At 27.5% G+C, this 26,591-nt stretch carries 25 protein-coding genes; 11 read left to right on the forward strand and 14 right to left on the reverse strand.

Translation table 11 applies throughout. The annotated features are described in order from the left end of the window. Nucleotides 1-60 precede the first annotated feature (60 nt). The 5 genes from CJ670_RS06605 to ispG all read right to left on the reverse strand — a co-directional run bounded on the left by CJ670_RS06605 (nt 61) and on the right by ispG (nt 5,180). Complete coding sequence (locus CJ670_RS06605) at nt 61-1,050, reverse strand: Gfo/Idh/MocA family protein (protein ID WP_105939354.1); 990 nt, start codon at nt 1,048-1,050, stop codon at nt 61-63. Further along, nucleotides 1,044-2,147 (reverse strand): DegT/DnrJ/EryC1/StrS family aminotransferase, encoded by a 1,104-nt coding sequence (locus CJ670_RS06610; RefSeq protein ID WP_105939355.1) that lies wholly within the window; start codon nt 2,145-2,147, stop codon nt 1,044-1,046. Before CJ670_RS06610 ends, CJ670_RS06605 begins: the two co-directional genes overlap by 7 nt. A gap of 63 nt (nt 2,148-2,210) precedes the next feature. Further along, nucleotides 2,211-2,606: a type II secretion system protein gene (locus CJ670_RS06615; RefSeq protein ID WP_105939356.1), complete on the reverse strand. Its 396-nt coding sequence runs from the start codon at nt 2,604-2,606 to the stop codon at nt 2,211-2,213. Nucleotides 2,607-2,670: 64 nt separating this feature from the next. Continuing rightward, nucleotides 2,671-4,119: a replicative DNA helicase gene (locus tag CJ670_RS06620; protein ID WP_105939357.1), complete on the reverse strand. Its 1,449-nt coding sequence runs from the start codon at nt 4,117-4,119 to the stop codon at nt 2,671-2,673. Next, nucleotides 4,119-5,180: a flavodoxin-dependent (E)-4-hydroxy-3-methylbut-2-enyl-diphosphate synthase gene (ispG, locus tag CJ670_RS06625; RefSeq protein ID WP_105939358.1), complete on the reverse strand. Its 1,062-nt coding sequence runs from the start codon at nt 5,178-5,180 to the stop codon at nt 4,119-4,121. Before ispG ends, CJ670_RS06620 begins: the two co-directional genes overlap by 1 nt. A gap of 113 nt (nt 5,181-5,293) precedes the next feature. Here ispG and CJ670_RS06630 point away from each other — a divergent pair, with 113 nt between their 5' ends. From CJ670_RS06630 to CJ670_RS06675, 10 genes are read left to right on the forward strand one after another with little or no spacing between them, the layout of a single operon-like run. Next, nucleotides 5,294-7,357, forward strand: coding sequence for a PAS domain-containing sensor histidine kinase (locus tag CJ670_RS06630; protein WP_105939359.1), 2,064 nt, complete (start codon nt 5,294-5,296; stop codon nt 7,355-7,357). A gap of 59 nt (nt 7,358-7,416) precedes the next feature. Next, entirely contained in the window at nt 7,417-8,106 is a 690-nt protein-coding gene (locus CJ670_RS06635) for a CvpA family protein (protein ID WP_105939360.1), read from the forward strand. A gap of 11 nt (nt 8,107-8,117) precedes the next feature. Continuing rightward, nucleotides 8,118-9,641: a lysine--tRNA ligase gene (lysS, locus tag CJ670_RS06640; RefSeq protein ID WP_105939361.1), complete on the forward strand. Its 1,524-nt coding sequence runs from the start codon at nt 8,118-8,120 to the stop codon at nt 9,639-9,641. Nucleotides 9,642-9,673: 32 nt separating this feature from the next. After that, nucleotides 9,674-10,936, forward strand: coding sequence for a serine hydroxymethyltransferase (locus CJ670_RS06645; RefSeq protein WP_105939362.1), 1,263 nt, complete (start codon nt 9,674-9,676; stop codon nt 10,934-10,936). Between the two features lie 25 nt (nt 10,937-10,961). Beyond that, complete coding sequence (locus tag CJ670_RS06650; RefSeq protein WP_105939363.1) at nt 10,962-11,966, forward strand: SPOR domain-containing protein; 1,005 nt, start codon at nt 10,962-10,964, stop codon at nt 11,964-11,966. Nucleotides 11,967-11,975: 9 nt separating this feature from the next. Beyond that, complete coding sequence (locus CJ670_RS06655; RefSeq protein ID WP_105939364.1) at nt 11,976-13,388, forward strand: anthranilate synthase component I family protein; 1,413 nt, start codon at nt 11,976-11,978, stop codon at nt 13,386-13,388. Between the two features lie 23 nt (nt 13,389-13,411). Then, entirely contained in the window at nt 13,412-14,194 is a 783-nt protein-coding gene (locus tag CJ670_RS06660; protein ID WP_105939365.1) for a pyridoxine 5'-phosphate synthase, read from the forward strand. Next, nucleotides 14,191-15,117 (forward strand): 4-hydroxythreonine-4-phosphate dehydrogenase, encoded by a 927-nt coding sequence (gene pdxA, locus CJ670_RS06665; RefSeq protein WP_105939366.1) that lies wholly within the window; start codon nt 14,191-14,193, stop codon nt 15,115-15,117. The genes CJ670_RS06660 and pdxA overlap by 4 nt, the downstream gene beginning before the upstream one ends. Continuing rightward, the gene (locus CJ670_RS06670) at nt 15,114-16,184 is read left to right on the forward strand and encodes an ATP-binding protein (RefSeq protein ID WP_105939367.1); all 1,071 of its coding nucleotides are present in this window, start codon (nt 15,114-15,116) and stop codon (nt 16,182-16,184) included. The genes pdxA and CJ670_RS06670 overlap by 4 nt, the downstream gene beginning before the upstream one ends. 53 nt (nt 16,185-16,237) lie before the next feature. After that, nucleotides 16,238-17,542, forward strand: coding sequence for a diguanylate cyclase (locus CJ670_RS06675; RefSeq protein ID WP_105939368.1), 1,305 nt, complete (start codon nt 16,238-16,240; stop codon nt 17,540-17,542). A 41-nt stretch (nt 17,543-17,583) separates the two neighbouring features. Here the strand turns inward: CJ670_RS06675 and CJ670_RS06680 are convergent, their stop codons facing one another. Then, nucleotides 17,584-18,204: a TIGR02117 family protein gene (locus CJ670_RS06680; protein ID WP_228154219.1), complete on the reverse strand. Its 621-nt coding sequence runs from the start codon at nt 18,202-18,204 to the stop codon at nt 17,584-17,586. Between the two features lie 163 nt (nt 18,205-18,367). Between CJ670_RS06680 and CJ670_RS06685 the strand changes: the two genes are divergently transcribed. Further along, nucleotides 18,368-18,847, forward strand: a complete 480-nt coding sequence (locus CJ670_RS06685; protein WP_105939370.1) for a SixA phosphatase family protein — start codon at nt 18,368-18,370, stop codon at nt 18,845-18,847. 18 nt (nt 18,848-18,865) lie between these two features. On the opposite strand, the gene CJ670_RS06690 is transcribed toward CJ670_RS06685, so the two are convergent. The 8 genes from CJ670_RS06690 to CJ670_RS06725 form a co-directional block, all read right to left on the reverse strand. Further along, nucleotides 18,866-19,276: a hypothetical protein gene (locus tag CJ670_RS06690; protein WP_105939371.1), complete on the reverse strand. Its 411-nt coding sequence runs from the start codon at nt 19,274-19,276 to the stop codon at nt 18,866-18,868. 1 nt (nt 19,277) lies between these two features. Then, entirely contained in the window at nt 19,278-20,621 is a 1,344-nt protein-coding gene (mnmE, locus tag CJ670_RS06695; RefSeq protein ID WP_105911100.1) for a tRNA uridine-5-carboxymethylaminomethyl(34) synthesis GTPase MnmE, read from the reverse strand. A 2-nt stretch (nt 20,622-20,623) separates the two neighbouring features. Next, the gene (locus CJ670_RS06700) at nt 20,624-21,499 is read right to left on the reverse strand and encodes a Jag N-terminal domain-containing protein (protein ID WP_105939372.1); all 876 of its coding nucleotides are present in this window, start codon (nt 21,497-21,499) and stop codon (nt 20,624-20,626) included. 10 nt (nt 21,500-21,509) lie between these two features. Then, entirely contained in the window at nt 21,510-23,093 is a 1,584-nt protein-coding gene (gene yidC, locus CJ670_RS06705; RefSeq protein ID WP_105939373.1) for a membrane protein insertase YidC, read from the reverse strand. A 1-nt stretch (nt 23,094) separates the two neighbouring features. Further along, complete coding sequence (gene yidD, locus CJ670_RS06710; RefSeq protein ID WP_105939374.1) at nt 23,095-23,421, reverse strand: membrane protein insertion efficiency factor YidD; 327 nt, start codon at nt 23,419-23,421, stop codon at nt 23,095-23,097. Next, nucleotides 23,418-23,753, reverse strand: a complete 336-nt coding sequence (rnpA, locus tag CJ670_RS06715) for a ribonuclease P protein component (RefSeq protein ID WP_105911104.1) — start codon at nt 23,751-23,753, stop codon at nt 23,418-23,420. The genes yidD and rnpA overlap by 4 nt, the downstream gene beginning before the upstream one ends. Further along, complete coding sequence (rpmH, locus tag CJ670_RS06720) at nt 23,741-23,875, reverse strand: 50S ribosomal protein L34 (RefSeq protein ID WP_105911105.1); 135 nt, start codon at nt 23,873-23,875, stop codon at nt 23,741-23,743. The genes rnpA and rpmH overlap by 13 nt, the downstream gene beginning before the upstream one ends. Nucleotides 23,876-23,952: 77 nt before the next feature. Next, nucleotides 23,953-26,532 carry an ATP-dependent Clp protease ATP-binding subunit gene (locus CJ670_RS06725; RefSeq protein WP_105939375.1) on the reverse strand — a complete coding sequence of 860 codons (2,580 nt, stop codon included), beginning with the start codon at nt 26,530-26,532 and terminating at the stop codon, nt 23,953-23,955. Between the last annotated feature and the right edge of the window lie 59 nt (nt 26,533-26,591).

Raw genomic sequence — 26,591 nt, forward strand, 5'->3', positions numbered from 1 at the left:
TTAAAATAAGATAAAATTGATAGTGATTATTAAAATGTTTAAAATATGTAAGATTTTATCTTACATATTCATATTTTTATCTGCAATTTCTAGAATTTTATGAATTCTTATTGCTTGAGAAGGATTTGATAAAGATTGTTTTTGATTTACAATTGAAGTTCTAAAATGTTCAATACTGTTGTATAAAGCATCTTCTGGTTTTATATATGGTGAATAAGTTCCAAATTCATTTGTTTTTACCAAATAGTTTTCGTCTGTAATATTTTCTCCACTTACAACTTCTACATTTTTATCATAAATAGTAAGTTTATTTTCTAATTTTAAATCCTCATAAACAAGCATTTTTTTAGAACCAACAATAGTGATATTTCTCTCTTTTATTGGACTTAACCAATTTGATTCAAGATGTACAGAAAAGTTCTCATATTTTAGATTTACAAATGTAATACTCTCTTTTGGATTATAAAATTTTTCACCACTTGCTTTTATACTAGTTGGATTTTTCCCATCCATCAAATAGTCTATTATAGATAAGTCATGAACTGCTAAATCCCACATAGAGCTTACATCTTTTCTAAATTGTCCTAAACTTTTTCTAGTTGAATTTATAAATAAAACTTCTCCTATTTCACCACTAGAGATTATCTCTTTTATCTTTTTTATTGCTGGATGAAAAATCATAATATGATCTATATGTATAATTTTATTTTGTTTTTTTGCTAACTCTTCAAGCTCTTGAGCCTCTTGTAAAGTAGCAGTAAAAGGTTTTTCCACATATACATTTTTAAAAGCCAATAGTGCTTGTTTTATCAAATAATAGTGACTACTCGTTTGTGTAGCAACAGCTACTATATCTATAGTTTTATCTTCTAAAACTTTATTAAAATCTTTTTCATAGTTTGTTGAAGATGCATATATTTTATGTGCTTTTTCAAGATTTTCATCTATCATATCGCAAATTGTATGAAGATTTAAATTTGGATTATTATTTATATTTCTTGCAATATTTGGTCCCCAATAACCAAATCCTACAAGTGCAACATTTAACATCTTATCTCTTTTGCTAAACTTCCAACAATAAACTCAATCTCTTCATCACTTACATATGGATTCATTGGTAAACTCATGATTTCTTTTGATACTTTTTCTGAGATTGGAAAATCTCCTTCTTTTAGGTTTAGGTATTTAAAGCATTCTTGTACATGTAGTGGCATTGGGTAGTGTACTGCTGTTGGAATTCCTAGGTTTTGAAGTTTTGTTTGAAGTTCATCTCTATTTTTTACTCTTATTGAGTATTGTGCCCAAGCTGATGTTCTATTCTCTTTTACAAATGGAGTTTCTATATTTTTTGCATTTAATGCTTTTGTATATTTAGTTGCTACATCTTGTCTTAGTTTTAAATCTTTAGGATAGTATTTTAGTTTTACATTTAAAACTGCTGCTTGAATAGTATCAAGTCTTCCACCCATACCAATATATTGATGATGGTATCTTATACTTTGTCCATGAAGTCTAAGAGATTTTATTTTATCTGCAAGTTTTTCATCATTAGTAAACAAAGCTCCACCATCACCATAACAACCTAATGGTTTAGCAGGGAAAAAAGAAGTACAAGATATATCACCAAGGTTTGAGTCACTTATATCTTTATAAGTAGAGCCAAAGCTTTGAGCTCCATCAACTATAACTTTTAGCTTATGTTTTTTAGCTATTTTGTTTATTTCATCCATATCGCACGGTTGTCCATATAAAGACACAGGCATAATAGCTTTAGTTTTAGAAGTAATTTTCTCTTCTATTTTTTTTGGGTCTATATTATATGTTTTTTCATCAATATCAACGAAAACTGGTTTAGCTTTAAGAAAGGCTATTGTTTCTGCTGTTGCAAAGAATGTAAAAGGAGTTGTAATAATTTCATCATCTGGTTGAATATCTAAAGCCATCATAGCAAGAAGCAAAGCATCTGTTCCACTTGAGCAAGATATTGCGTATTTTGAACCTGTAAACTTCTCTAGGTTTCTTTCTAGTTCATCTATTTGAGTTCCCATTATAAAGTTACAATCTCGTGCTACTTTTAAAATAGCCTCTTCTATCTCTTCTTTATACAGGTTGTGTTGGATTTTTAAGTTGGCAAAATCTATTTGCATTTGTTTCCTTAAGTAAAAAAATAACGCGAATTGTACTTAAAAATCACTTAATATTTGTTATTCTTAGTAAACTTCATAAACCTTTGAAACTAAGCCACTATCTTTTATTTTTTTACAAATAGTACTATCTTTTGCACTATCTACTTGAACATCAATAGAGACAATATTTTGATTTTTTTTAATTTCTAGTTTTATACAAGAGTTTTTATCACTCATTTTGAGTTTTTCTATATCCCAATTTGCATCACCAATATTTATAGCATCATTAATGTCTTCAATTTTTTGATTTAATAAATAGTAGCTTTGAATAGAATTTACAGCTGTATTAACATCTCTTTTTAAAGTTGAAACAAGAGCACTATCCTTTGTATCCATAAGTTTTGGAGCAGCAAAAGAGACAATTATCCCTAAAATCACAATTACGAATATAATCTCTATTAGAGAAAAAGCTCTTTTCATAAGATTTTCCTTGTGTAAAAGTTTGTATTGATTTTAAACTTTTATAACTTAAAAAGGTATTATTTTATAAAACTCCATCAGGAAAATCTATTTTTGTCTCTTTTTGAACATCTGCTACTGATTCAAAAACAACTTCTATTGGAGCTTGTCCATAGTGTTCGTTATCTTTGTCAATAAATTTAGTCAAAGCTTTATGGAAATCTAGTTTTACTGTACCTATTGGTCCATTTCTTTGTTTTCCAATAATTATTTCAGCTTCTTCAATTGGCTTATCTATAAATTTAGATTTATAATCTTCACCTTTATCTTTAGCCTCTTTCTCTTTTCTTGCTTCATCTCTTTGTTTATAAACATCATCTCTGTAAACAAACATTATAATATCAGCATCTTGCTCTATTGCTCCAGATTCTCTTAAATCACTTAGCATTGGTCTTTTATCAGGTCTGCTTTCAAGTCCACGATTAAGCTGAGAAAGAGCAACAATTGGAATTTTAAGCTCTCTTGCAAGCATTTTCAAACCTCTAGAAATATCTGAAACTTCTTGATGTCTATCTTTATTTCCCAAACCTTGCATTAGTTGAAGGTAGTCAATTACAACAAGACTGATATTATTTTCTTGAATTTGTGCTAATTTTCTAACTCTTGCTCTAAGCTGATTAATATTTATACTTCCACCATCATCTACAAAAAGTTTTTTTGAGTTTAAATCATCAAAAGCGGCACTTAAATTTGACCACTCTTTATCATCCATATCACCTTTTCTTAGATTTTGAAGAGGAATTGATGTTTTTGCAGCAAGCATTCTTAGCATCAACTGTTCAGCTGGCATTTCAAGTGAGAAAAAAATCACTCCTTTGCCTTGTTCTACATTTTTTAAAGCCATATTTAAAACAAGTGCTGTTTTACCCATGGCTGGACGTGCAGCGATTATTACTAAATCCCCTTCATTAAAACCTGTCGTTTTTTTGTCAAGTGCTTCAAAACCAGTTGTTTGTCCTATTAGGTACTTATTTCCTAGTTTTTTCATCTTTTCGATATATGCTAAAGTGTCACTTGTAACTGTTTGCATATCTTTTAGCTCACTTGTAGCACTATTTGTAGATATTTTATAAAGTTCACCTTGAATAGTATCTAAAGCTTCATTTGCACTAATTTCATCTTCAATAGCAACTTTTTTTATAGTTGTTGCAAGTGTTGCTAACTCTCTTTTTACAGAAGCATCTTTTATCTCTTTTACATAAGCGGCTGTATTTGTAATAGGATTTGCACTCAAAATTTCGAGTAAAACTCCATCATTTACATCTTTTTTATCTACCCTATTTCTTACAAAATCCTCATCAATTGGCATATCTTCACTATGAAGTTTAACTATTGCCTCAAATATAGATTTATGTGCAGGAAGATAAAAATCTTTTGGTTTTAAAACTCCTAAAACATCTTCAAGCTCTTCTGGATTAAAAAATATAGAGCTTAAAACTGCTCTTTCAATATTTATACTATAAATACTATCCATTATATTTTTCTTTTTGCTTCAAATTCAACTTCTTCAACGAACTTGTTTATTAAAGCATCTCCACTTAATTTTGCGATTATTTCACCTTTTTTCATAACAAGCCCACTACCTTTTCCAAAAGCAATAGCAACATCAGCACTTTTTGCTTCTCCAATAGCATTTACAACACATCCCATAACAGAAACATCAAGAGGAGTTTTTATATGTGCAGTTCTTTTTTCTATCTCTGATACTGCACTTACTAAATCAGCCTCAATTCTTCCACAAGTAGGACAAGATATAATATTTAAACCCTCTTTTGAAATACCTAAATCTTTTAAAATAGCACGTCCTACTTTTATCTCTTCTTCAAGCTCTCCTGTCATTGAAACTCTTAATGTATCACCTATTCCATCAAGAAGCAAACTCCCTAGTGCAATTGAAGATTTAATTGTAGAGTGAAACTGTGTTCCAGCTTCAGTTACTCCCAAATGAAATGGATAGTTATTCATAGGTCTTAACATTCTATAAGCTTCAACTGTTCTTTGAACATCACTAGCTTTTAAAGATACTTTTATATCTGTAAAACCTAAATCTTCAAGATATTTTATATTGTACTCAGCACTTGCAACCATACCTCGTGCTGTTTGTCCATATTTATCTTCAAACTCTTTTTCTAAACTTCCACAATTTACTCCAATTCTTATTGGAATATTTCTATTTTGACAAGCCTTTACAACTTCTTGTACTCTTTTTTTATCTCCAATATTTCCTGGATTTATTCTAATACAATCAACCACTTCAGCTGCAATTAAAGCTAACTTATAGTGAAAGTGAATATCAGCAACGATTGGTAAATCAACTTGTTTTTTTATCTCTTTTAAAGCTTGAGCATCCTCAAGATGAGGAACAGCAACTCTTACAATATCAGCTCCTGCAAAATGAAGTTTTTTTATTTGCTCAACTGTTGCTTCTACATCTGATGTTTTTGTAAATGTCATTGACTGAACACTAATTGGTGCATCACCACCAATAGGAACATTTCCTACATATATTTGTTTTGTTGGGTATCTTTTTATCATTTTGGGATTTTATCTAAAATAGTTTAAATAAAAGTGAAGTTTAATTTGTAAATAAGAAATTATTTTATATGCTTAGGGCTTGATTTAAAAAAGAAAACAAAAAGAAAACCATTTTGAACAAAAAAAGAAATATATTTTTAATTATCATTGCATTTATTATTTCAACTTTTTTTGCAATAATATTAACAAATTATTATATAAATGAAAAACAAAAACAGCTTCTAAACTCAATATATCAAACTACACATAAAAATACTTTTGAAAAAACACAAAATTTAATTAATGATAAAAAAAATACCTCTTTAGCCATCGCAATTTCTCTATCAAAAGATGAAAACTTATATACACATTTAAAAAACAAAGAGTTTGAAAAGTTAAATTATGTACAAATTGCAAAATTAATAGAAGAGTATTCAAAGTATAAAAATGTTTGGATTCAAATTTTTGATAATAACTTAAATAGTGCATATAGGTCGTGGACAAATATAAGAGGAAGCCTTAACTTTAGACCTGATTTAAAGAAAATAGAAGCTTTAAAAAAGATTTCAACTTCGATTAGTGCTGGACTTTTTAATGTAGGAATAAAAGCAAGAGTTCCTATTTTTGATGAAAATAATAATTTTTATGGAGCATTAGAAGTTGTTACTCATTTTGATTCAATTTCAGAAGATTTATTAAAAAACAGTATCTCTCCTATTGTAATAGGAGATAAAAGTATTAGAAAAAATTTGACAAATCCTCTTTTATCAAAACTTTTTATAGATGATTACTATATTGCTAATGAAAATGTTGATATGAATTTATACAACTACATAAAAGAAAATGGTATTGAAAAATATATAAATATAGATGATTTTATTGTAGAAAATGATTATTTAATCTCAAAATATCCACTTTTTGATGAAAATGGCAACAATTTAGCATATATACTAAATTTTATAGAGTTAAATAGCATAAGTATAGAAAATATAAAGCATATAAAAACTCAAACAATTTTAGGAACATTTATAGCACTCATTGTCTTATTTACAGCGATTCTAATATATTATTTAAGAGATATAAAATATCAAAATAGTAAAAATAAAATTCTTTTAAACTCTCAACCAAATATTGTAATAATAACAAACGGAAAAGAGATTATAGATGCAAATAAACAACTATTATCATTTTTTCCTTTAGTTAAAGATGTCGAAGAGTTCAAGGAAAAACATATTTGTATCTGCACTTTTTTTATAGATTTAGAAAAAGATGATTATGTTATCAACAAAGATTATGATGGTAAAAATTGGGTTGAATATATATTTGAAAATCAAGATAAAAACTTTAAAGTTGCTATGAAAAATTCAAAAGATGAACTAAGACACTTTAGTGTAAAAACTTCTAGTGCAAAGATTGATTTATCTATTATTGTTACTTTTATTGATGTTACAAATGAAATTTTACAGCTAGAAAAAGAGAAAAATGAACAAAAAACTCTATTTCAACAATCAAAAATAAATGCTATAGAGAATACTCTAAATAGCATAGCACATCACTGGAGACAACCTTTAAGTGTAATTAGTACAATAGCAAGTGGAATGAAGCTAAAAGAAGAAATAGAAGAGCTAAATACAAAAGAGATTTTACTATCTTGCGATAAAATTATTTTTAATACAAACAAACTCTCAAATACAATAGAAAACTTTTCAAGTTTTTTTGAAAAAGACGAAACTATTACAAGTCACTCTTTGCTTGAAATGGTAGAAAATGTAATACTATTTTGTGAAACTATATTTGAAAAAAACTATATTGTTTGTGAATTTCAACATAGTGAAGATTTTATTATAAATTGTAATCAAAGTGATTTTTCTGACTCAATTTTAAATATTATTGATAACTCAATTTATGCACTAGTTCATAACAAGAATAAAGAAGATAGGTATATACTAATAAACTTTTCAAATAAAGTTTTATCAATAAAAGATAGCGCAAATGGGATAGAAGATGATATTATAACAAAAATTTGCGAACCATATTTTACTACAAAACATCAATCTTTTGGTGTAGGATTAGGACTTTTTACAACAAATGAATTTTTTGTAAAAAATCTTCATTTTGAAATGGAATTTAAAAATGAAGATTTTGAGTATAAAAATAAAAAACTCAAAGGTTTAAATATTAATATAAATTTTAATTAAACTTTTATTTTATCTTTTTTAGGTAAAATGCACAGATTATTGAAAAAAGGATTGTTTATATGCAAGATATTGAAGTTTTTGATTTAGTTATTATACTTATTACATTATTGCTTGGTTTAAAAGGACTTTTTAGAGGTTTAATAAAAGAAGTTTTTGGAATAGTTGGTATTGTTGGTGCTATTTTTGTGGCATCAAGAATTTCAACAGAAGTTGGCGGACTTTTAGCTCCTATTCTTGTAATAGAAAACCAATCAACGATAAAACTAATAGGTTTTGTAGTTTCTTTAATTGCTGTTTGGCTTATTGTTTATAGTGCTGGTGTTGTTGTTAGTAAAATATTTAGTGCAAGTGGATTAGGAATTGTTGATAGAATATTTGGTCTTATATTTGGAATGTTAAAAATATTCCTTATTTTTTCTGTTATTGCTTATTCACTAAATCAAGTAGGATCATTTAAAAAAGTAATAGATGAAAAATTTAGTAAATCTTTTATGATGCCTCATTTACTTAGTGTTGGTTCTTACATAATAAAATTTGACACAACAGCAGTTGTAAATAGTATTGATAAAACTATTCAAAATGCAACAGATAGTTCAGTTTCAATACAAAATGGTATCGAAGAAACAAAACAGAGCATAGAACCTGCTTTAAATGATATGAAAGAAAACATAGAGCAACTTGACAATTTAAAAGAAAATTTAGATAGTACAAAAGATAAGTTGCAAGATATTAGAAATAAAGAAGAATAAGGATTTAAAAATTGTTTGAAAATAGATTTATACAACAAAGAATAGAAAAAGCTCAAAATTTGCGAGATTTAGGAATAAATCCATATGCAAATGAGACAAAAAGAGAACTAAGTATACAAGATTATTTAACAAAAAATGAAGATATTTTTAATCTTGAAACAAAAAGAGATGAAAGCAGAAACTTTACAATAGCTGGAAGAATTAAGTTTTTTAGACTTATGGGGAAAGCTAGTTTTCTTAAACTAGAAGATGAAAGTGGGATGCTTCAAGTTTATGTTGCAAGAGATAATTTAGAGGAAAATTTTTATAACGATATTTTCAAAAAATATATTGAAGTTGGTGATATTATTGAAGTTAGAGGTTATCCATTCGTAACAGGACAAGGTGAGCTTTCGCTTCATGTTGATAGTTTAACAATTCTTACAAAAGCTATCTCACCACTTCCAGAAAAATTTCATGGAATACAAGATAAAGAGCTAAGATATAGACAAAGATACTTAGATTTAATTATGAATAGTAGTGTTAGAGATACTTTTCACACAAGAAGTAAAGTTATAAGTTTAACAAGAAGATTTTTTGAAGATAAAGGCTTTTTAGAAGTTGAAACTCCTATGATGCACCCAATTGCTGGTGGAGCAAATGCTAAACCATTTGTTACTCATCACAATGCTTTAGGAATTGATAGATTTTTAAGAATTGCTCCTGAGTTGTACTTAAAAAGATTAATAGTTGGTGGATTTGAAGCTGTATTTGAAATAAATAGAAACTTTAGAAATGAAGGAATGGATGCTACACATAATCCTGAATTTACATCAATTGAATTTTATTGGGCATATAAAACTTATAAAGATTTAATTGTTATTACAAAAGAGTATTTTGCATATCTATTTAAAAATTTAAATCTTCCTACAACTTTACCTTATGGAGAACTTGAAGTAGATTTTACAAATTTTAGTGAAATACCTCTTATTGAATCTTTATATAAAATTGGTGGTGTTCCACAAGAAATAGTTGAAGATAAAGAGAAAATTTTAGAGTTTTTAAAAGAAAATAAACTTGAAGCAAATGCAAAACTAAATCTTGGACAACTTCAAGGTGAACTTTTTGATGAATTTGTAGAAGATAAACTTATAAATCCAACATTTATAACAGAGTATCCTGTAGAAATTTCACCACTTGCAAGAAGAAATGATGAAAAACCTCATTTAACAGATAGATTTGAACTTTTCATTGCTGGGCGTGAAATTGCAAATGCTTTTAGTGAGTTAAATGATCCAATTGACCAACTTCAAAGATTTGAAGGACAAATGGCAGCAAAAGATAGCGGAGATGATGAAGCTCACGAGATGGATGAAGATTTTGTAAATGCATTATCTTATGGTATGGCTCCAACAGCTGGTCAAGGAATTGGTATTGATAGACTTGTAATGATGCTTACAAATCAACACTCAATTAGAGATGTTTTACTTTTCCCTGCAATGAAACCTGTAAAACAAGATTTTGATCTATTATTAGATGAAAATGAAGAAAAATAATAAAATCTGAAAAATAAAAATTGGAGAAATAAATGAACTACATAACAAACGATAATTTAGAAGTAGCAGATAAAGAAGTATTTGAGATAATTGAAGCAGAACTAAAAAGACAAACAAATCATCTTGAGATGATTGCAAGTGAGAACTTTACATCTCCAGCAGTAATGCAAGCAATGGGTAGTGTATTTACAAATAAATATGCTGAAGGTTATCCATATAAAAGATATTATGGTGGATGTGAATTTGCTGATAAAGTAGAACAACTTGCAATTGATAGAGCTTGTGAAATATTTGGATGTTCTTATGCAAATGTTCAACCTCATAGTGGAAGTCAAGCAAATGGTGCTGTATATGCAGCACTTCTTAAAGCTGGTGATAAAATCTTAGGAATGGATTTATCTCATGGTGGACATTTAACTCATGGAAGTAAACCAAGCTTTTCAGGGCAAAACTACTCTGCATTTTATTATGGTGTTGAACTTGATGGAAGAATCAATTATGATAAAGTAGAAGAGATTGCAAAAATTGTTATGCCAAAAATCATTGTATGTGGTGCAAGTGCATATGCAAGAGAGATTGATTTTAAAAGATTTAGACAAATAGCAGACTCTGTTGGAGCTATTTTATTTGCAGATATTGCTCATATTGCAGGACTTGTAGCTGCAAATGAGCACCAAAGTCCATTTCCTCATGCTCATGTTGTAACAACAACTACTCATAAGACTCTAAGAGGTCCAAGAGGTGGTATGATTATGACAAATGATGAAGATATTGCTAAAAAAATAAATAGTGCAATTTTTCCAGGACTTCAAGGTGGACCACTTGTTCATGTAATTGCTGCTAAAGCTGTTGCATTTAAAGAGATACTTGATCCAAAATGGAAAGATTATGCAAAACAAGTAAAAGCTAATGCAAAAGTACTAGGAGAAGTTCTAGTAAGTAGAGGTTATGATATAGTAAGTGGTGGAACAGATAATCACTTAGTTTTAGTATCTTTCTTAAATAAACCATTCTCAGGAAAAGAAGCAGATGCAGCACTTGGAGATGCAGGAATAACTGTAAATAAAAATACAGTTCCAGGTGAGACAAGAAGTCCATTTGTAACATCAGGAATTAGAATAGGAAGCCCAGCACTTACTGCAAGAGGAATGAAAGAAAAAGAGTTTGAATATATTGCAAATAAAATTTGTGATGTATTAGATAATATTGAAGATAAAGAGTTACACAAAAAAATAAACAAAGAGCTTGAAGAGTTAGCTAGTAAGTTTGTGATTTACAGTAGTTCGACGTATTAATAAAGTTTAGAAGCAAGGAGTTATTATGCAAATAATAGGTGATGATTTTGTAAAAAAAGTTCAACTAAAACAAGAAAAAGAAGAGCTTGAAAAAAAATTAAGTGAACTTGATGAAACAAGGATATCTATGGGAAATATAAATCTTACAAACAATCTAAATAATGCCTACAAAGGTATAGATAACAACGATGATATGAATGAGATGAATAGATTACAGCAAAATATCAATTATGATGATAGCAATGAATTTGACAATATTATGCTAAATCAACAACAAGGTGGAGAAGACAATAAGAAAAAATACTTAATTTTAGGTATTGTTTTAGTAGTTCTTTTTTTACTAACAATAATTATTATAAGACTTCTAACAGGTGATTCAAAAAAAGAAGACCCGTTTACTTCAAATAGTCAAAACTCTTCTGAAATGAAAACTTTATCTGAAAATAGTGGTAATATAGAAGATAGATACCAAAGAATACTAGATGATAAAGCGAAAAAAGATAGCATAGAACCATCAACAAATCAACAAATTAATAGCTCAAATGATAGATTAGATATGATAAAAGAGACAAAAGAAGATGCTAAAATGGCTCAAAATGAAAATTTCTCAGATAACTCTATTCCAAATGAAGCTCTTGATGAAACTATAAAAAAGATTGAAGAGAAAAAACAGATTTCAAAAACATCTGAAACAAATGTAGCACCATCTACAAAAACACAAGCTGAGCCAAAAAAATCTATAAGAGATTTAGTTGAAGGTAATTCTGGAGCAAAATCAACAAATCAAGAAACTACTGGAAGTGGTTACTTTATTCAAATTGGCGCATTTTCAAAAAGACCTAGTGAATCTTATTTAAAAAATATAACAAGCCAAGGTTTTAAATATAAAGTTATCCAAGAAGATGTAAAAGGTAGTACATTTAACAAACTTCTTATTGGTCCTTATAGCAGTAGAACAGCAGCATCAAATGATGTATCATCTGTTAAAAATAAGTTAAATATTCAAAATACTTTTATAGTAAATTATTAGTAGATATTTATGAATTTTTATAGTAAAACTCTATTTTTAGACCAATTTACACCTGTTTCTATTTATGAAAAAACAAAAGCTCTTTATCCAAAAGAGCTTAGTTTTTTGTTTGAAAGTAGTATAAGTTCAAGTAATGATGGAAATTTTTCATATATAATAATTGGAGCAAGAGAGAGAATTTGGTACAAAAACAATGAATGTTTTTTTAAAAATGAAATTGGAATAATAGAAAAAGTAGACAACAACCCTCTATTATTTTTAAAAAAGTATTATAAGAATTTTGAAAAAAACATATATAAAGAAAAATCAAAAGAGCTAGGAATTGGCTTGATTGATGGATTTATTGGAAATGTTGGTTATGACATAGGAAAGGAGTTTGAACCAAAACTAAAAGCCTCTATGAACTCTTTAGAAGATGAGCTGAACATTCCTGATTTAGATTTAATAAGACCAAAGATAATATTGGCATTTTCCCACAAAACTTCAAAATTAGTAATCCTTACTTCAATGGATGAGTTGAAAAATGAGATTGAAAATATAGAAAAAGAGCTTTTAAAACCATATATTTATACTCCACTAAAAAAAGCAAAATTAATTGATAATGGGAAATTTAACTTTACCAAAGAAGAATTTTTTTCTATCGTTGAAAAATCAAAAGAGATGATAAGAGCTGGAGATATATTTCAGATTTTAATCTCAAATAGATTTACTCAACAAGCAGTTGTTGATAGTCTATCTTTTTATAGAGCATTAAGAAGTAAAAATCCAAGTCCATATCTTTATTTATTAAAGTTTGAAGATTTTAGTATTGCAGGAAGTAGTCCAGAAGTTATGATTAGATTAATAGATGGTCACCTACTTTTAAGACCAATAGCAGGTACAAGAAAAAGAGGCTCTACTTTAGAAAAAGATTTAGAGATGGAAAATGAACTAATAAACGACAAAAAAGAGAGAGCCGAACATCTAATGCTTGTTGATTTAGGAAGAAATGATGTTGGAAGAGTTGCACGTGCTGGAAGTGTAAAAGTAACAGAGCTTATGAGAATAGAAAGATACTCTCATGTTATGCATATAGTTTCAGATGTTGAAGCAATTTTAGATGAAAAATACGATATGTTTGACCTATTTATGGCAACATTTACAGCAGGAACAATGACAGGAGCTCCAAAAATAAGAGCTATGGAATTAATAGCAAATTTTGAAAAAATAAAAAGAAATTTCTACTCTGGAAGCATTGCTTACTTTGGGTTTGATGGAAATATGGATAGTGCAATAACTATTCGAACTTCACTTTTAACAAAAGATAAAATAATTTTCCAATCAGGTGCTGGAATTGTTGCAGACTCTATAAATGAAGATGAGTATTTAGAAGTTCACAATAAACTAGCAGCAAATATTGCAACATTAAAAGATTTATCGTAAACAAAAGAAAAAGAGGAAAAAATATGCTTTTAGGTGTAAATATTGACCATATAGCAACTCTAAGAGAGGCTAGAAAAATAAATGATCCAAATCCACTAGATGCTGTTAGTATTTGTAAACTTGCAGGTGCAGATCAAATAACTATTCATTTAAGAGAAGATAGAAGACATATCCACGATTTAGATGCAAAAGCTATAATCGAACAATCAGCACTTCCAATAAATTTAGAGTGTTCTATTAATAGTGATATTATAGATATTGTTTGTAATTTAAAACCATATAGAGTAACTTTGGTACCTGAAAATAGAGCAGAAGTAACAACTGAAGGTGGTCTTGATTTGGAAAATAATTTCCAAAAAATAAGCCGTACAATAGAGCAATTAAAATCAAATGATATTGAAGTTTCACTTTTCATAGACCCTACTTTAAAATCAATAGAACTTTCAAATATGTTAGGAGCCTCTTGGGTAGAGCTTCACACAGGAACTTTTGCAAATATCTATGCTATGTTACATACAAATTTAAAACATACTCAACACTCAATAAAAGAGTTAGAACTTCCAAAAGAAAAACTTAAAGACAAATTAGAAAAAAGTTTAGAAAATATCAAAATATCTTCAGGCTATGCTGTAAATTTAGGCTTAAAAGTCGCAGCTGGTCATGGATTAAATTATCAAAATATAAGAAATATTTGTGAAATAAAAGATATTATTGAGTTAAATATAGGTCAAAGTATTATTGCAAGATCTGTTTTTACAGGACTATCTTCTGCAATAGTTGAGATGAGAAATCTTATTTCAAAATGACAACTCTTCCTAAAATTGCTATTAGTATTGGAGATTTAAACGGTATTGGTGTAGAAATTGCATTAAAATCTCACGATACTATAAAAAAAATTTGCCAACCTATATATTGCATAAATCGCCAAATGCTTGAACAAGCTTCTATGCTTTTAGGAGTTCCCATTCCTAATGATTTTATGCTACATGAGACTTTTGGTGACTTCGAAATATTACCTTCAAAAACTACAAAAGAATCTGGTATTTTTTCATATCTATCTTTTATGGATGCAATAAATCTTGCAAATATAAAAAGTGTAGATGCAATTTGTACTTTGCCAATAAACAAAGAATCATGGGGAAAAGCAAAGCTAAAATATAAGGGTCATACAGAGGTTTTAAGAGATTTTTATAATAAAGATGCAATTATGATGCTAGGTTGCCAAAAGATGTATGTAGCACTATTTACAGAACATATTGCTTTAAAAAATGTTGCAAAAAGTATAAAAACAAAAAAGCTTATTAATTTTTTAAAAAATTTTCACTCTTGCACAAATGCAAAAAAAGTAGCCGTTCTAGCACTAAATCCACATGCAGGAGATGGTGGAGTACTAGGAAAAGAAGAGAATAAAATCCAAAAAGCTATAAAAAAAGCAAATAAAATTTTAGGTGAAAATATTTTCTCAAATCCGCTTGTTCCTGATACTGCTTTTTCTCCAAATAATAGAAAAAACTACAAATATTTTATTGCTATGTATCATGACCAAGGATTAACTCCATTAAAAGCTCTATATTTTGATGAGAGTATAAATATTAGTTTAAATCTTCCAATTATAAGAACTAGTGTAGACCATGGAACAGCTTTTGATATAGCATATAAAAATAAGAATCCAAATACAAAAAGCTATATAAATGCAATAAAAGAGGCGATAAACTTGAGTAAAAAATGAAACTACTTGAAGAAAACTATGAAATAAACTTCTCCAAAATAAATTTTTTTGATAGAAGAATAAAAATTGAACACAAAAAAACTATAATATGTGGAGCTTCAAAAGTTGGAAAATCTTATTTAGTATTTGATTTTTTAAGTAACTTTAAAAATGAAGAGTATTTATATATTGATTTTTTTGATTTAAGAAATAGTAATATAAACCAAGAGTTAAGCTTATTAAATGATTTTATATCTTTAAAAAATATAAGAGTTTTAGTTTTAGAAAATTTTAATAATGAATGTAAAATTCCAAATTGTGAAAATATAATTTTGACTTCTCAAAAGAATATCGAATATAAAAATTTCAAAAAAATAGAACTTTTTGCCTTGGATTTTGAAGAGTATCTTATGTTTGATAATAAACATCAAAATATTACTCAAAGTTTCAATAATTTTTTAAAATATGGAAATTTACCACTTTCTATAAATATAGAAGAACATAAAAAAATATCAAAACTTCAAGATACTATAAAAATGAACTCAAAAGATGATACAAGCTATGAAATTTTTAAAATTTTAATAGAAAATATTGATGAAAAAAAATCAATTTTCCAACTATTTAATCAATTAAAAATAAAAATAAAAATTTCAAAAGATAGATTTTATGAAGAGTGCAAAGAGTTAGAAGATAAAAATTCTATTTTTTTTGTAGGAAAATACAATCAAGAGAAGAGTTTGAAAAAAATATACTCTTATAATTATGCTTTTTTGGGTGCTATTAGTTTTTCAAAAAAATTTAAACAAGAGTTTTCAAATATGATTTTTTTGGAGCTTTTAAAAGAGAAAAAAACTATTTATTATCTTGACAACATTGATTTTTATATAAAAGAGGATAATTTAGCAATTGTTTGTATTCCTTTTTTTAATATTGAATTAAATTCAAATTTACTAAAAAAAATTATAAAAAATGCCTTAGAGCTAAATATAGATAAAATAGAGATTATTACTATTTCAAATAATCAAAAAATAGATAATAAAAAAATAAATATTGAAACAATTGCATTTTATGAATGGGCTTTAATTTAGGATTATTATTCTTTTATGATATAATTTCCTTATAATTTTAAAAAGTAGTTGATATGGAAAAAAGATTAGTTAATTTTATAAAATATGCTCCTATGATTTTTATTCCTTTGGTTGTTTTTTTAGTTTTTTATCTAATAATAACTGGTTATAAATCTACACTTAATAGTAATTTCGAACTATATAAAAATGATTTAATAGATAAGCAAAAGAGTTTGGTGAAAACAAATATCCAAATTGCTACTCAAATATTTAAAAATCAAGTTTTGTTGACTGAAAATAAAGAGGAAGCTTATAAATCTTTCTTGAATCTAATAAAAAATATAAATAATACAGCTAGTGATTACTATTTTATCTTTAATACAAAAGGTGATGTAATTATTCACTCATTTTTAAGTCATCTTGAGGGTCAAAACCTATATATTGTGGATAATGAAAATTATAATAATGTAGTAAAAATAATAACACAAAACTCATCTGCAGATAGATTTGTAACATACCAATGGCTAAATCCTAATACAAATTTAATAGAAGATAAAGTATCTTTTGTAAGACAACTACCAAACAGTGATTTAATCATTGGAAGTGGTTTTTATTTAGAAGATATTAATAATATTATAGAAAAACAAAGAGATATAGAGCTAAAAGAGCATAATAAAAATATAAATGTTACTTTATCTTTGGCTATTATTTTTGCTATATTATCTTTTATTATTTCTTATATAATTTCAAGAATGCTTTTAAATGCTTTTAATATTTTGAATAAATCATTAAAAGAGAAATCTATTGAACTTCAAAAATTAAATAGCGAACTTGAAATAAAAGTTGAAAATCGTACAAATAAACTAAAAAATGCTTACAAAAAAATGAAAGATTTAGCATCTATTGATGATTTAACAAAAATATACAATAGGTACTATTTTTTTAATATTTTTAATCAGCAATTAGAAAAATTAAAATCAGATAAAACAATCTTTAGTTTAATAATGCTTGACTTAGACCATTTTAAAAATGTAAACGACAATTATGGACATGATGTTGGTGATTATGTACTTCATGAGACTTGTAGAATTGTTGAAAAAGACTTAAGAGAAAATGATACTTTTGCTAGAATTGGTGGTGAAGAATTTTTAATATTACTACCAAATACAAATATAGAAGATGCCTTTTATATAGCTCAAAGAATAAGACAAAACATTGAACAACATAAGTTCAAAGATATTCCAAAACTAACAATAAGCTTAGGTGTAGCAGAAGCAAATGAACCAATTTTAAGTACAGAACTTCTAAAAAAAGTTGATCTTGCTTTATACAAAGCAAAAAAAGAAGGAAGAAATAAAGTTATCGCTTTTAAAAATTAAGATAGATTTGGTTAAAATAAAATCTTAAAGCAACTCTTTGGTCAAGGGTTGCTTTTTTTATTATATTGATACAAAATTCCATCATCAAATGCTAGCCAAAAAGAAGCTGGTAAAGATGCTTTTTTTAACAAATTATTTGTCCAAGTGTTACAAGTGTGAAAAATACTATAACTTCCTATTGCCTCATAAAAAGCATCATTTTGTCCATATTGAGATGTTGTTTTTATATTTATTGGTTTTTCATCTTTATATTGCAAAGAGTCTTTTATTGTAGATATTATTGAATTATACTGCTTTTTAGAGATTTTTATTTTGTATGTTAAATCATCTTTTACAATCTCATCATAATATGTAATATGTAAAGCAGCATTTCCAAGCCCAAATCCTGCAATCAAAGCAGTGCTAAGTTTTAATTGCGCCCAAGTTGGAGTATCCAAATAAAAGCCTTTGTCACCCCAACCAATACTAATATATGAAAAATCATCTCTTTTGCTTAAAGTATCTTCAAAATTGAAAAACTCAAACCAGTTTACAATATCACTTTTTATAGGCAAAACCACATCTGTATGAACTCCATTTGATTTTATAAAAATTTCATACTCAAGATCCTCATTTATAGAGTAATTTGTTGTAATTTTTGAAAGAATACTTTCACTTAACATATATATAAATACAAATAAAAATATTGACAAGAGAGCAAAAAAGATAACTTTAAAAAAAATTTTAAACATTAACAATATTTCCTTATATCTATTTTTGATAATTTTATTATTAATTTATAAAAATATAGTTAAAATCTGGCATTTTTATTTAAAGTAGGGAAAAATGAAAAAACTTTTTATAGTAAGACACACAACAAAACAAAGAGAAACACAAAATGAATACGATTATGATACAGAATTAACTAAAGATGGTATAGAAAAAGCGACTCAAATGGCTCAAAAACTGGCTTTGGAAAATCATCAAATTGATTTAATAGTAGCAAGTCCTGCAGTAAGAACAAGGCACACAGCAGAAATTTTTGCAAGTGAGTTAGGATATAACAAAACTATTATGCTTAATGAAGTTTTATATATGGCATTTGTAAATGAACTAATAGAAACTATCACATACACTTATGATACAGTTGATACTATGTTACTAGTAGGTCATAATCCATCTTTAACTGCTTTAGCAGTTACACTTTTAGGATTTAAAGAGAAATTCGAAGAGGGTGCAGTTATGCAAATAGATTTTGATTGTAATAGCTGGATTGATATTGATAAAAATAATGCAAAATTAATAAGCTACACTATTCCAAAATAGTTTAGCTTAAATCTTAATTTACTTTATATTTTTATTCATCAAAGCGATAGTTGCCAAATTTGTAATCTCATTTAATGTTTTTGAGTCTAATTTTCTATCCCCAATAACAAAACTAAAAATCTCAATAAAATTATCTCTTCCCCAAACTCTAAGTTGAGCTACATTCAAAAACTTTTCAGTACTTAAAGTTTGACCTTTCTTATTTTTAATTATAACTTTTGCACTATCACTATTTTCAAAGTTTCCTTTTATTCCATCATTATTTTTAATTTGATAGCTTACCTTTGCATCTAAAATCTTACCACTTACCAAACTTCCATCATCTACTACTTTTTTTGGAAAACCACTATCTTTTAAAAAGTCATCCCATTTATCTGCATAAATATTCGTAGATAACAAAAGTAAAACAAAAAGTAAAATTTTTTTCATACTATTTTCCTAAACAAAATTCACCAAACATAACATCTAACATCTCATCATTTTCATAAGGTCTAGTAATATTTGAGATATCATGTAAAGCTTCTGTTATATGGTGTGCAAAAAACTCTAATTCTCCACTATATAGTGGAGTTTTTGCCATTTTTATATTTTGTAATGTATTTTCAACACTATTTATTTGTCTTTTTGAAACTAGTGTCAGCTCATCTGTTCCACTATTTTCATCTAATATTTTTTCTATACTCTTAATAAGTAAATTAATATTTTGTTTTGTTGAAAGCTCAATAAATTCACCTATTAAATCTTTTTCAAAAGATGTTGGTAAATCTGTTTTATTTAAAATTTTAATAATATTTTTATTTTCTTGTGAAGTTAAAAGCTCTAAAATCTTATCATCTTCACTATCTTTAATTCTGCTATTATCAAACAAAGCCACAATAATATCAGCTTCATTTATAGCATTTATTGATTTTTCAATTCCAATTTGTTCAATTACATCACTTGTATTTTCTCTAATTCCAGCAGTATCGACTATTTTAATAATATGAGTTCCTATTTTTACACTCTCTTCAATAGTATCTCTTGTAGTTCCTGCAATATCAGAAATAATAGCTCTATCATAGTTAAGTAGCTTGTTTAAAAGACTAGATTTTCCAACATTTGGCTTTCCAATGATTGCAACTTTAAACCCATCAATCATACCTTCTCTTCTTTTGCTAGCTTCTAGCGTATTTTCCAGTTTTTGTTCTATTGAAGCTATCTTTTCTTCAATTTTCAAAAAAATATCACTAGGTAAATCTTCTTCAGCATAATCAATACTAACCTCTGTATATGCAAGCATAAAAAGCAAATCTTCTCTAATATCTTCTACAAAATCTTTAAGCTCACCCTTTAGTTGTCTAGCTAATAATTTTACAGCATCACTACTTCTTGCTTCAATTATTTTTGATATAGCTTCTGCTTTACTCAAATCTATTTTATTATTCAAAAAAGCTCTTTTTGAAAACTCTCCAGCAGTTGCCATTCTTCCGCCATATTCTAAAACTGTATCCAAAACAATTGAAGCAATAGCAAATCCACCATGAATTTGAAACTCAACTATATCTTCTCCTGTAAAAGAGTTTGGAGCTTTGAAATATAAAACAATAGCTTCATCTATAATATTTTGATCTTTATCATACAAATAAGAAAGTGTTGCAACTCTTGGATTTATAGTAGTTTTTTGTGAAATTTTAAAAGCAATTTCAAGAGCTTTTGCTCCTGAAACTCTAACTATGGAAATAGAACCTATTCCAGATGCTGTAGCAATTGCTACAATAGTGTCATCGTTATACAATATTAATCTTCTTTTTGTTTGTACTCATTTACAAGTACATATTTTTCACCTTTTATATTTGTTTTAACAGCAACATATTTTAAAGGAAACTCTTCTCTTAATCTTTTAAGAGCAATATGCACTAAAATACCATCAAGAGGCTTTGTTTTAAAGCTTCCTTTCTCTTTGATTATCTCAATTACAGGCTCTAGGTATAGACAAATAGCAGCTTCTTGATTTTTCAAAAATTCAGCAACTTCAAGGCGAAGCATCAATCCAAATTTATCATTTATCCAGTTAAATAAGATATATGATAAAGCCTTGTATCTATAGCCCTCTTTACCAATAAGTAGTGCAGAATCTTCTCCCAAAAATTCAATAAAAATTGTCTCATCATCATAAAAACTAACTTTTATATCTTCTAATCTAAAACAAGATTTCTCAAACAAAAGATTTAAACCATTTTTTATCTCAGATATTATTTCATCTTTTGATTTTTTGATTATAATTTTTGAAATATCATTTGATTTTTCCTCATGATAAAACTTATCAAAAATCTTCTCTTTTGATTCAACTTTTGGAACATTACAAGAAACTTCTTCAGTTTCTAAAATTATCTTGTAATCTTTTTCAACACTATTCTTATTAGAACTTTCTAATCTTGAGCTAACATCTTCTATATTTACACTCTTATTTTTATAAGATTTCAAAGAATTGTTGTTATCTACTTTATCTGTTTTACAAACAGCACATATTATCGCTTGTTTTTTTCCAAAACCCAAAAAACCATTACTTGGTTGCTGAAATACTTCGATTGAAAGCTCTGTAATTGAACATCCAAACTCTAAAGTTGCCATTTCGTAGGCTTTTTCTAAACTATCTGCTTCAAACTTTTTCATAACTTCCTACTTAATTAGTATTTGCGACTCTTTTTTTCTCAAATATTCTATTAATAGTATATTGTTGAGCTATAGTAAATAAGTTATTTACAAACCAATATAGAGTAAGTCCTGCTGGGAACCACAAGAAGAAGAATGTAAATACTATTGGTAATAGTTGGAAAATCTTCTTTTGCATCTCATCTTGCATTGTATTTGGTGTAATTTTTTGTTGAATATACATTGTTGCACCCATTAAAATTGGTAATACAAAATATGGATCCATCTCAGCTAAATCATGTATCCAAAAAATCCATTCAGCACCTTTTAACTCAATTGCATTAATTAAAACTCTATAAATAGCAAAGAAAACTGGAATTTGTAAAATTAATGGTAAACATCCACCCATTGGGTTTGCACCATGTTTTTTATACAATTCCATCATTGCCATTGATTGTTTTTGCTTATCGCCTTTATATTTTGCTTGAATATCTTTCATTTTTGGTGCTAAATCTTTAAGTTTTTGCATACTCATCATACCTTTATATGATAAAGGATAAAGCACAAGTTTAATTAAAATAGTTAAAGCAACAATAGTCCAACCCCAGTTTCCAATATATCCTTGTAAAAATTGAAGAAGTACAAACATTGGTTTTGCAATAAATGTAAACCAACCGTAATCTATTACATCAATTAATTCAGGATTTAAGGCTTCTAAATCTTTATAATTTTTTGGTCCTGTAAATCCACTAAAATTTGTACTAGTTCCTGCTTGAATAAATGCTTGAGGATCATTGTTTGCATCAGGCATAAGAGTAACTGCTAGTGATTTTTCAAAGTTATAAATAACAGTTGCATAATATCTATCAAAATTTGATATAAATTTAACACCTACTAAATCTTTATTGCTTTTTAAATCACCATCTTCTATAGTATCTAAAGTTCCATCATTTAGCTTTGCAATAAATCCATGAACAGCGTACATATCAGCCAAAACATTTGGTCTAAATCCATTTGTAATAAAAAACTGCTCATTATTTGTAGAACTAACAGCTAAATCATAGTGTCCATCTGGATAAAATGTAAACTTTTTTGTCAAAGTTGTACCACTTAGAGTTTGAGTTAAAGTTAGCTCTTGATTATTTGTTGTAGCATCGATAGCAGAAGAACTAGCTATTACATCTACTTTAAAAGCTTCATCATTTAAAACTCTATTTGAAAATCTAACTTCTAAAGGTCTTAACTGATTATCAGAAAAAAGTTTAATTCGATTATTTTTATCATCTTTATACTTTTCTTCAAGCAAAGTAACTTGATATATACGACCTAAGTTGTCAATTTCTATAATATTTTTCTCTGTTTTAATTGTAGCAACAATATTTTTACTCTCATTAACTACTGGTGCTAAAGAGCTTGTATTATCATTTATTTGCTCTTTTATCTCTGGAGCCAAATTTGCTTTTTGCTCTTGCTCTATTTTTTGTTGTTCCATCTTCTCAATCTGTTTTGGCTTTAAAACCAAAAATTCATAAGCTATAAAAAATACAAAAACCAATACGGTCATTATTATCATTCGTTTTTGTAAACCACTGTTTTGATTATTACTACTATTCATCCTACTTCTTCCACTCCCTGTTTTTTACTACTAAAAATTTTCCATTTTTTAAAGGCACATACCAATATACTATTTTGATTTTATTATATTTGATATTTTGATTTTTTTTTAACCTATTTATTACTGGATAGTCAAAACCACCATCAAAAAGTTGGTTACACTTTAAAATGCGTATTATTGTATAAAAAATAGCCTTAAAAAAACCATTATTATCAAGTTGCCAAAGTGCATATTGTGAACATGTTGGATAGTATCTACACGAACCATATGATAAAACTGTTAAATATTTTTGATAAAACCTTATAAAAAGTCTTGAGAGAGCTTTCATTTAAGAACTTCTAGCCTTTTGAAAGCAAAATTAAAATCTCTTTTTAAATCTTGAAAATTCTTCTCGTGTATTAGATTTTTAGCTACAAAAATATAGCTTCCTTCTTTTAGTCTATCTTCATAATTCAAAATGCAAGCTCTTAGTCTTCTCTTTGCCTTTGCTCTAAAAACTGCATTTCCAATCTTTTTTGAAGCAACGAAAGCCAATTTTAGATCATTTTTTGGCATAAAAAAAGCGACAAAAGTCGGCGTATGCCAACTTTTACCGCTTTTATAAAGTTTGTTGAACTCTTTTTGGCTATTAAGCCTAAAGTCCTTACTTAAACAGCTAATCTGCTTCTACCTTTAGCTCTTCTTGCATTAATTACTCTTCTACCATTTTTCGTAGCCATTCTTACTCTAAACCCGTGAGTTCTTTTCTTAGGAGTGTTATGTGGTTGATATGTTCTTTTCATCTTACTCTTACCCTTTTATATTTTTTCAAAATTAAGTTGTGGATTATAGGCAATTTTTACTTAAACTATTCTTTTCTTTAAGATACACTTACAACAATCTCATCTTTTTTGATATCAAATTCAACATGACTTCCCTCACCAATACTATCTTCAAGTATTAAATCAGCAAGCTTATCTTCAACTATCTCATAAATAGCTCTTTTAAGAGGTCTAGCTCCATAAACAGGATCAAAACCAACTTTTGCAATATACTCTTTTGCTTCATTTGTTAAAGATATTTTTATACCTTTTTCTTCAACTTTTTTCTTAATATTATTAAATAATATTTCTACAATATTTGTAATAGCCTCAATTCCTAATTGTTCAAAAATTACAATATCATCAAGTCTATTTAAAAACTCAGGTCTAAAATGAGATTTTAACTCATCTAAAACTGCTTTTCTTCTATCTTCTTTATCACTGATTTCAATAATTCTTGAACTTCCAATATTTGAAGTCAAAATTATAATTGTATTTTTAAAATCAACTGTAACACCTTTGTTATCAGTTAATCTTCCATCATCAAGCACTTGTAAAAGTATATTAAATACATCTGGATGTGCTTTTTCAACCTCATCAAATAATATTACACTATAAGGTTTTCTTCTTACAGCTTCTGTTAGCTGACCACCTTCTTCATATCCAACATATCCTGGTGCTGCTCCAACTAATCTTGAAACTGCATGTTTTTCCATATATTCACTCATATCAAATCTAATAAGTGATTTTTGGTCATCAAACAAGAATTTTGCTAATGTTTTTGCACTTTCAGTTTTTCCAACTCCTGTTGGTCCTAAAAATAAGAAACTTCCTATTGGTCGTGAAGTTTCACTCAAGCCTGCTTTATTTCTTTTAATTGCCCTGCTTATTGCTTTTATTGCTTCATCTTGACCTATTACATCCTGCTTTAAAACCTCTTCAACTTTTAAAATTTTCTGTTTTTCACTATCCATCATCTTATTAACAGGAATTCCTGTCCATCTTGAAACAATAGATGCAATTGACTCTTCATCAACACTATTTCTTAATAAAGTCCCCTCTTTTTGCATAATTGCCCATTTTTCTTCATTTTCTTTTATTTTAAGCTCTAAAGCTGGAATCTCTCCATACTCTATTTTTGCAGCTTCTTCAAATTTTGACTCACGTTTAGCTATATTTGCTTTTGTTTTAAGTTCATCAATTTTAACTTTTAACTCACTTGCAGAGTTAAATACTTGTTTTTCATTTTCAAATCTTGACTCTAAACTTTGTTTTTCTTCTTTTTTATTTGCAATTTCTTTTTCAATTTCTAAAACTCTCTCATCATTTTTCTTATTTTTTTCCATTTTAAGAGCTTCTTTTTCAACATTTAAAGTCTGAATCTCTCTTTTAATAGTTGATAAAACTGTTGGTTCACTCTCTATTTGCATTTTAAGTTCAGCTGCTGCTTCATCTATTAAATCTATTGCTTTATCTGGTAAAAATCTATCTGTTATATATCTATTTGATAATTTTGCAGCTGCAACTAATGCACTATCATTTATAGTAACATTGTGATGAGTTTCAAGCTTCTCTTTTATACCTCTTAAAATTTGTAAAGCTTCATTAACACTTGGTTCATCTACTTTTATAGGCTGAAATCTTCTTTGCATTGCTGTATCTTTTTCAAAATACTTTCTATACTCTTTTAGTGTTGTTGCACCAATTGTATGTAATTCTCCCCTTGCAAGGCTTGGTTTTAGGATATTTGCAGCATCCATAGAACCTTCACTTGCACCTGCTCCAATAATTGTATGAATCTCATCAATAAATAAAATTATATTTCCAGCTTCTTTAACTTCATCAATTACAGATTTAAGTCTATCTTCAAACTCACCTCTATATTTTGCACCAGCAATAAGTGAACTCATATCTAAAGTTACAACTCTTTTATTAAGTAAGCTTGTAGGTACATCTTTATTTACTATTCTTTGAGCTAAGCCTTCTGCAATTGCTGTTTTTCCAGTTCCTGGTTCTCCTATTAAAATAGGATTATTTTTTGTTTTTCTTATCAAAATTTGCATCATTCTGCTAATTTGCTCATCTCTTCCAATAACAGGATCTAACTTCCCATCAATTGCCATTTTATTTAAATCTATTCCATATTTATTTAAAGCTTCAAGATTATCATCTCCACTATTACTATCAATTGTTTTCCCAGCTCTCATAGCTTCAAGCTCTTTTTTTGCTTCTTTTAAATCTATATATTTACCTAAAATATCTTTTACAAAACTATTATCAAAGTTTGCAATTAACCATGTATCAATTGCTATAAACTTATCTCCATTGCTTGCCATTTGTCCTTGCGATTTTTGGAAACTCTCATAAAGCTCACGTGATAATTTTATACTCTCTTTTGTAACACTACTTACACTTGGAAGTTTATTTGCATTTGATTTTGCTTCAAGCTCAATTGCAGCTTTATTTACATTCATTTTATTTAATAATTGATTCAAAACTGAATTAGTATTTGTAAGCAATGCCCAAATTAAGTGAACTATTTGTACCTCTTGATTTTTATTATGCAAAGCTAAAGCTACGCTACTATCTATTGTTTCTCTTAGTTGATTTGTCATTTTTTCAAAAATATTGTCATTCATATTAGCACTCCTATTGTTTAATTGCTAATGTTATTATATAACTTTAGTCAAGTCTTGTC

The organism is Arcobacter cryaerophilus gv. crypticus, from assembly GCF_002993025.1.
Lineage (GTDB): Bacteria > Campylobacterota > Campylobacteria > Campylobacterales > Arcobacteraceae > Aliarcobacter > Aliarcobacter cryaerophilus_B.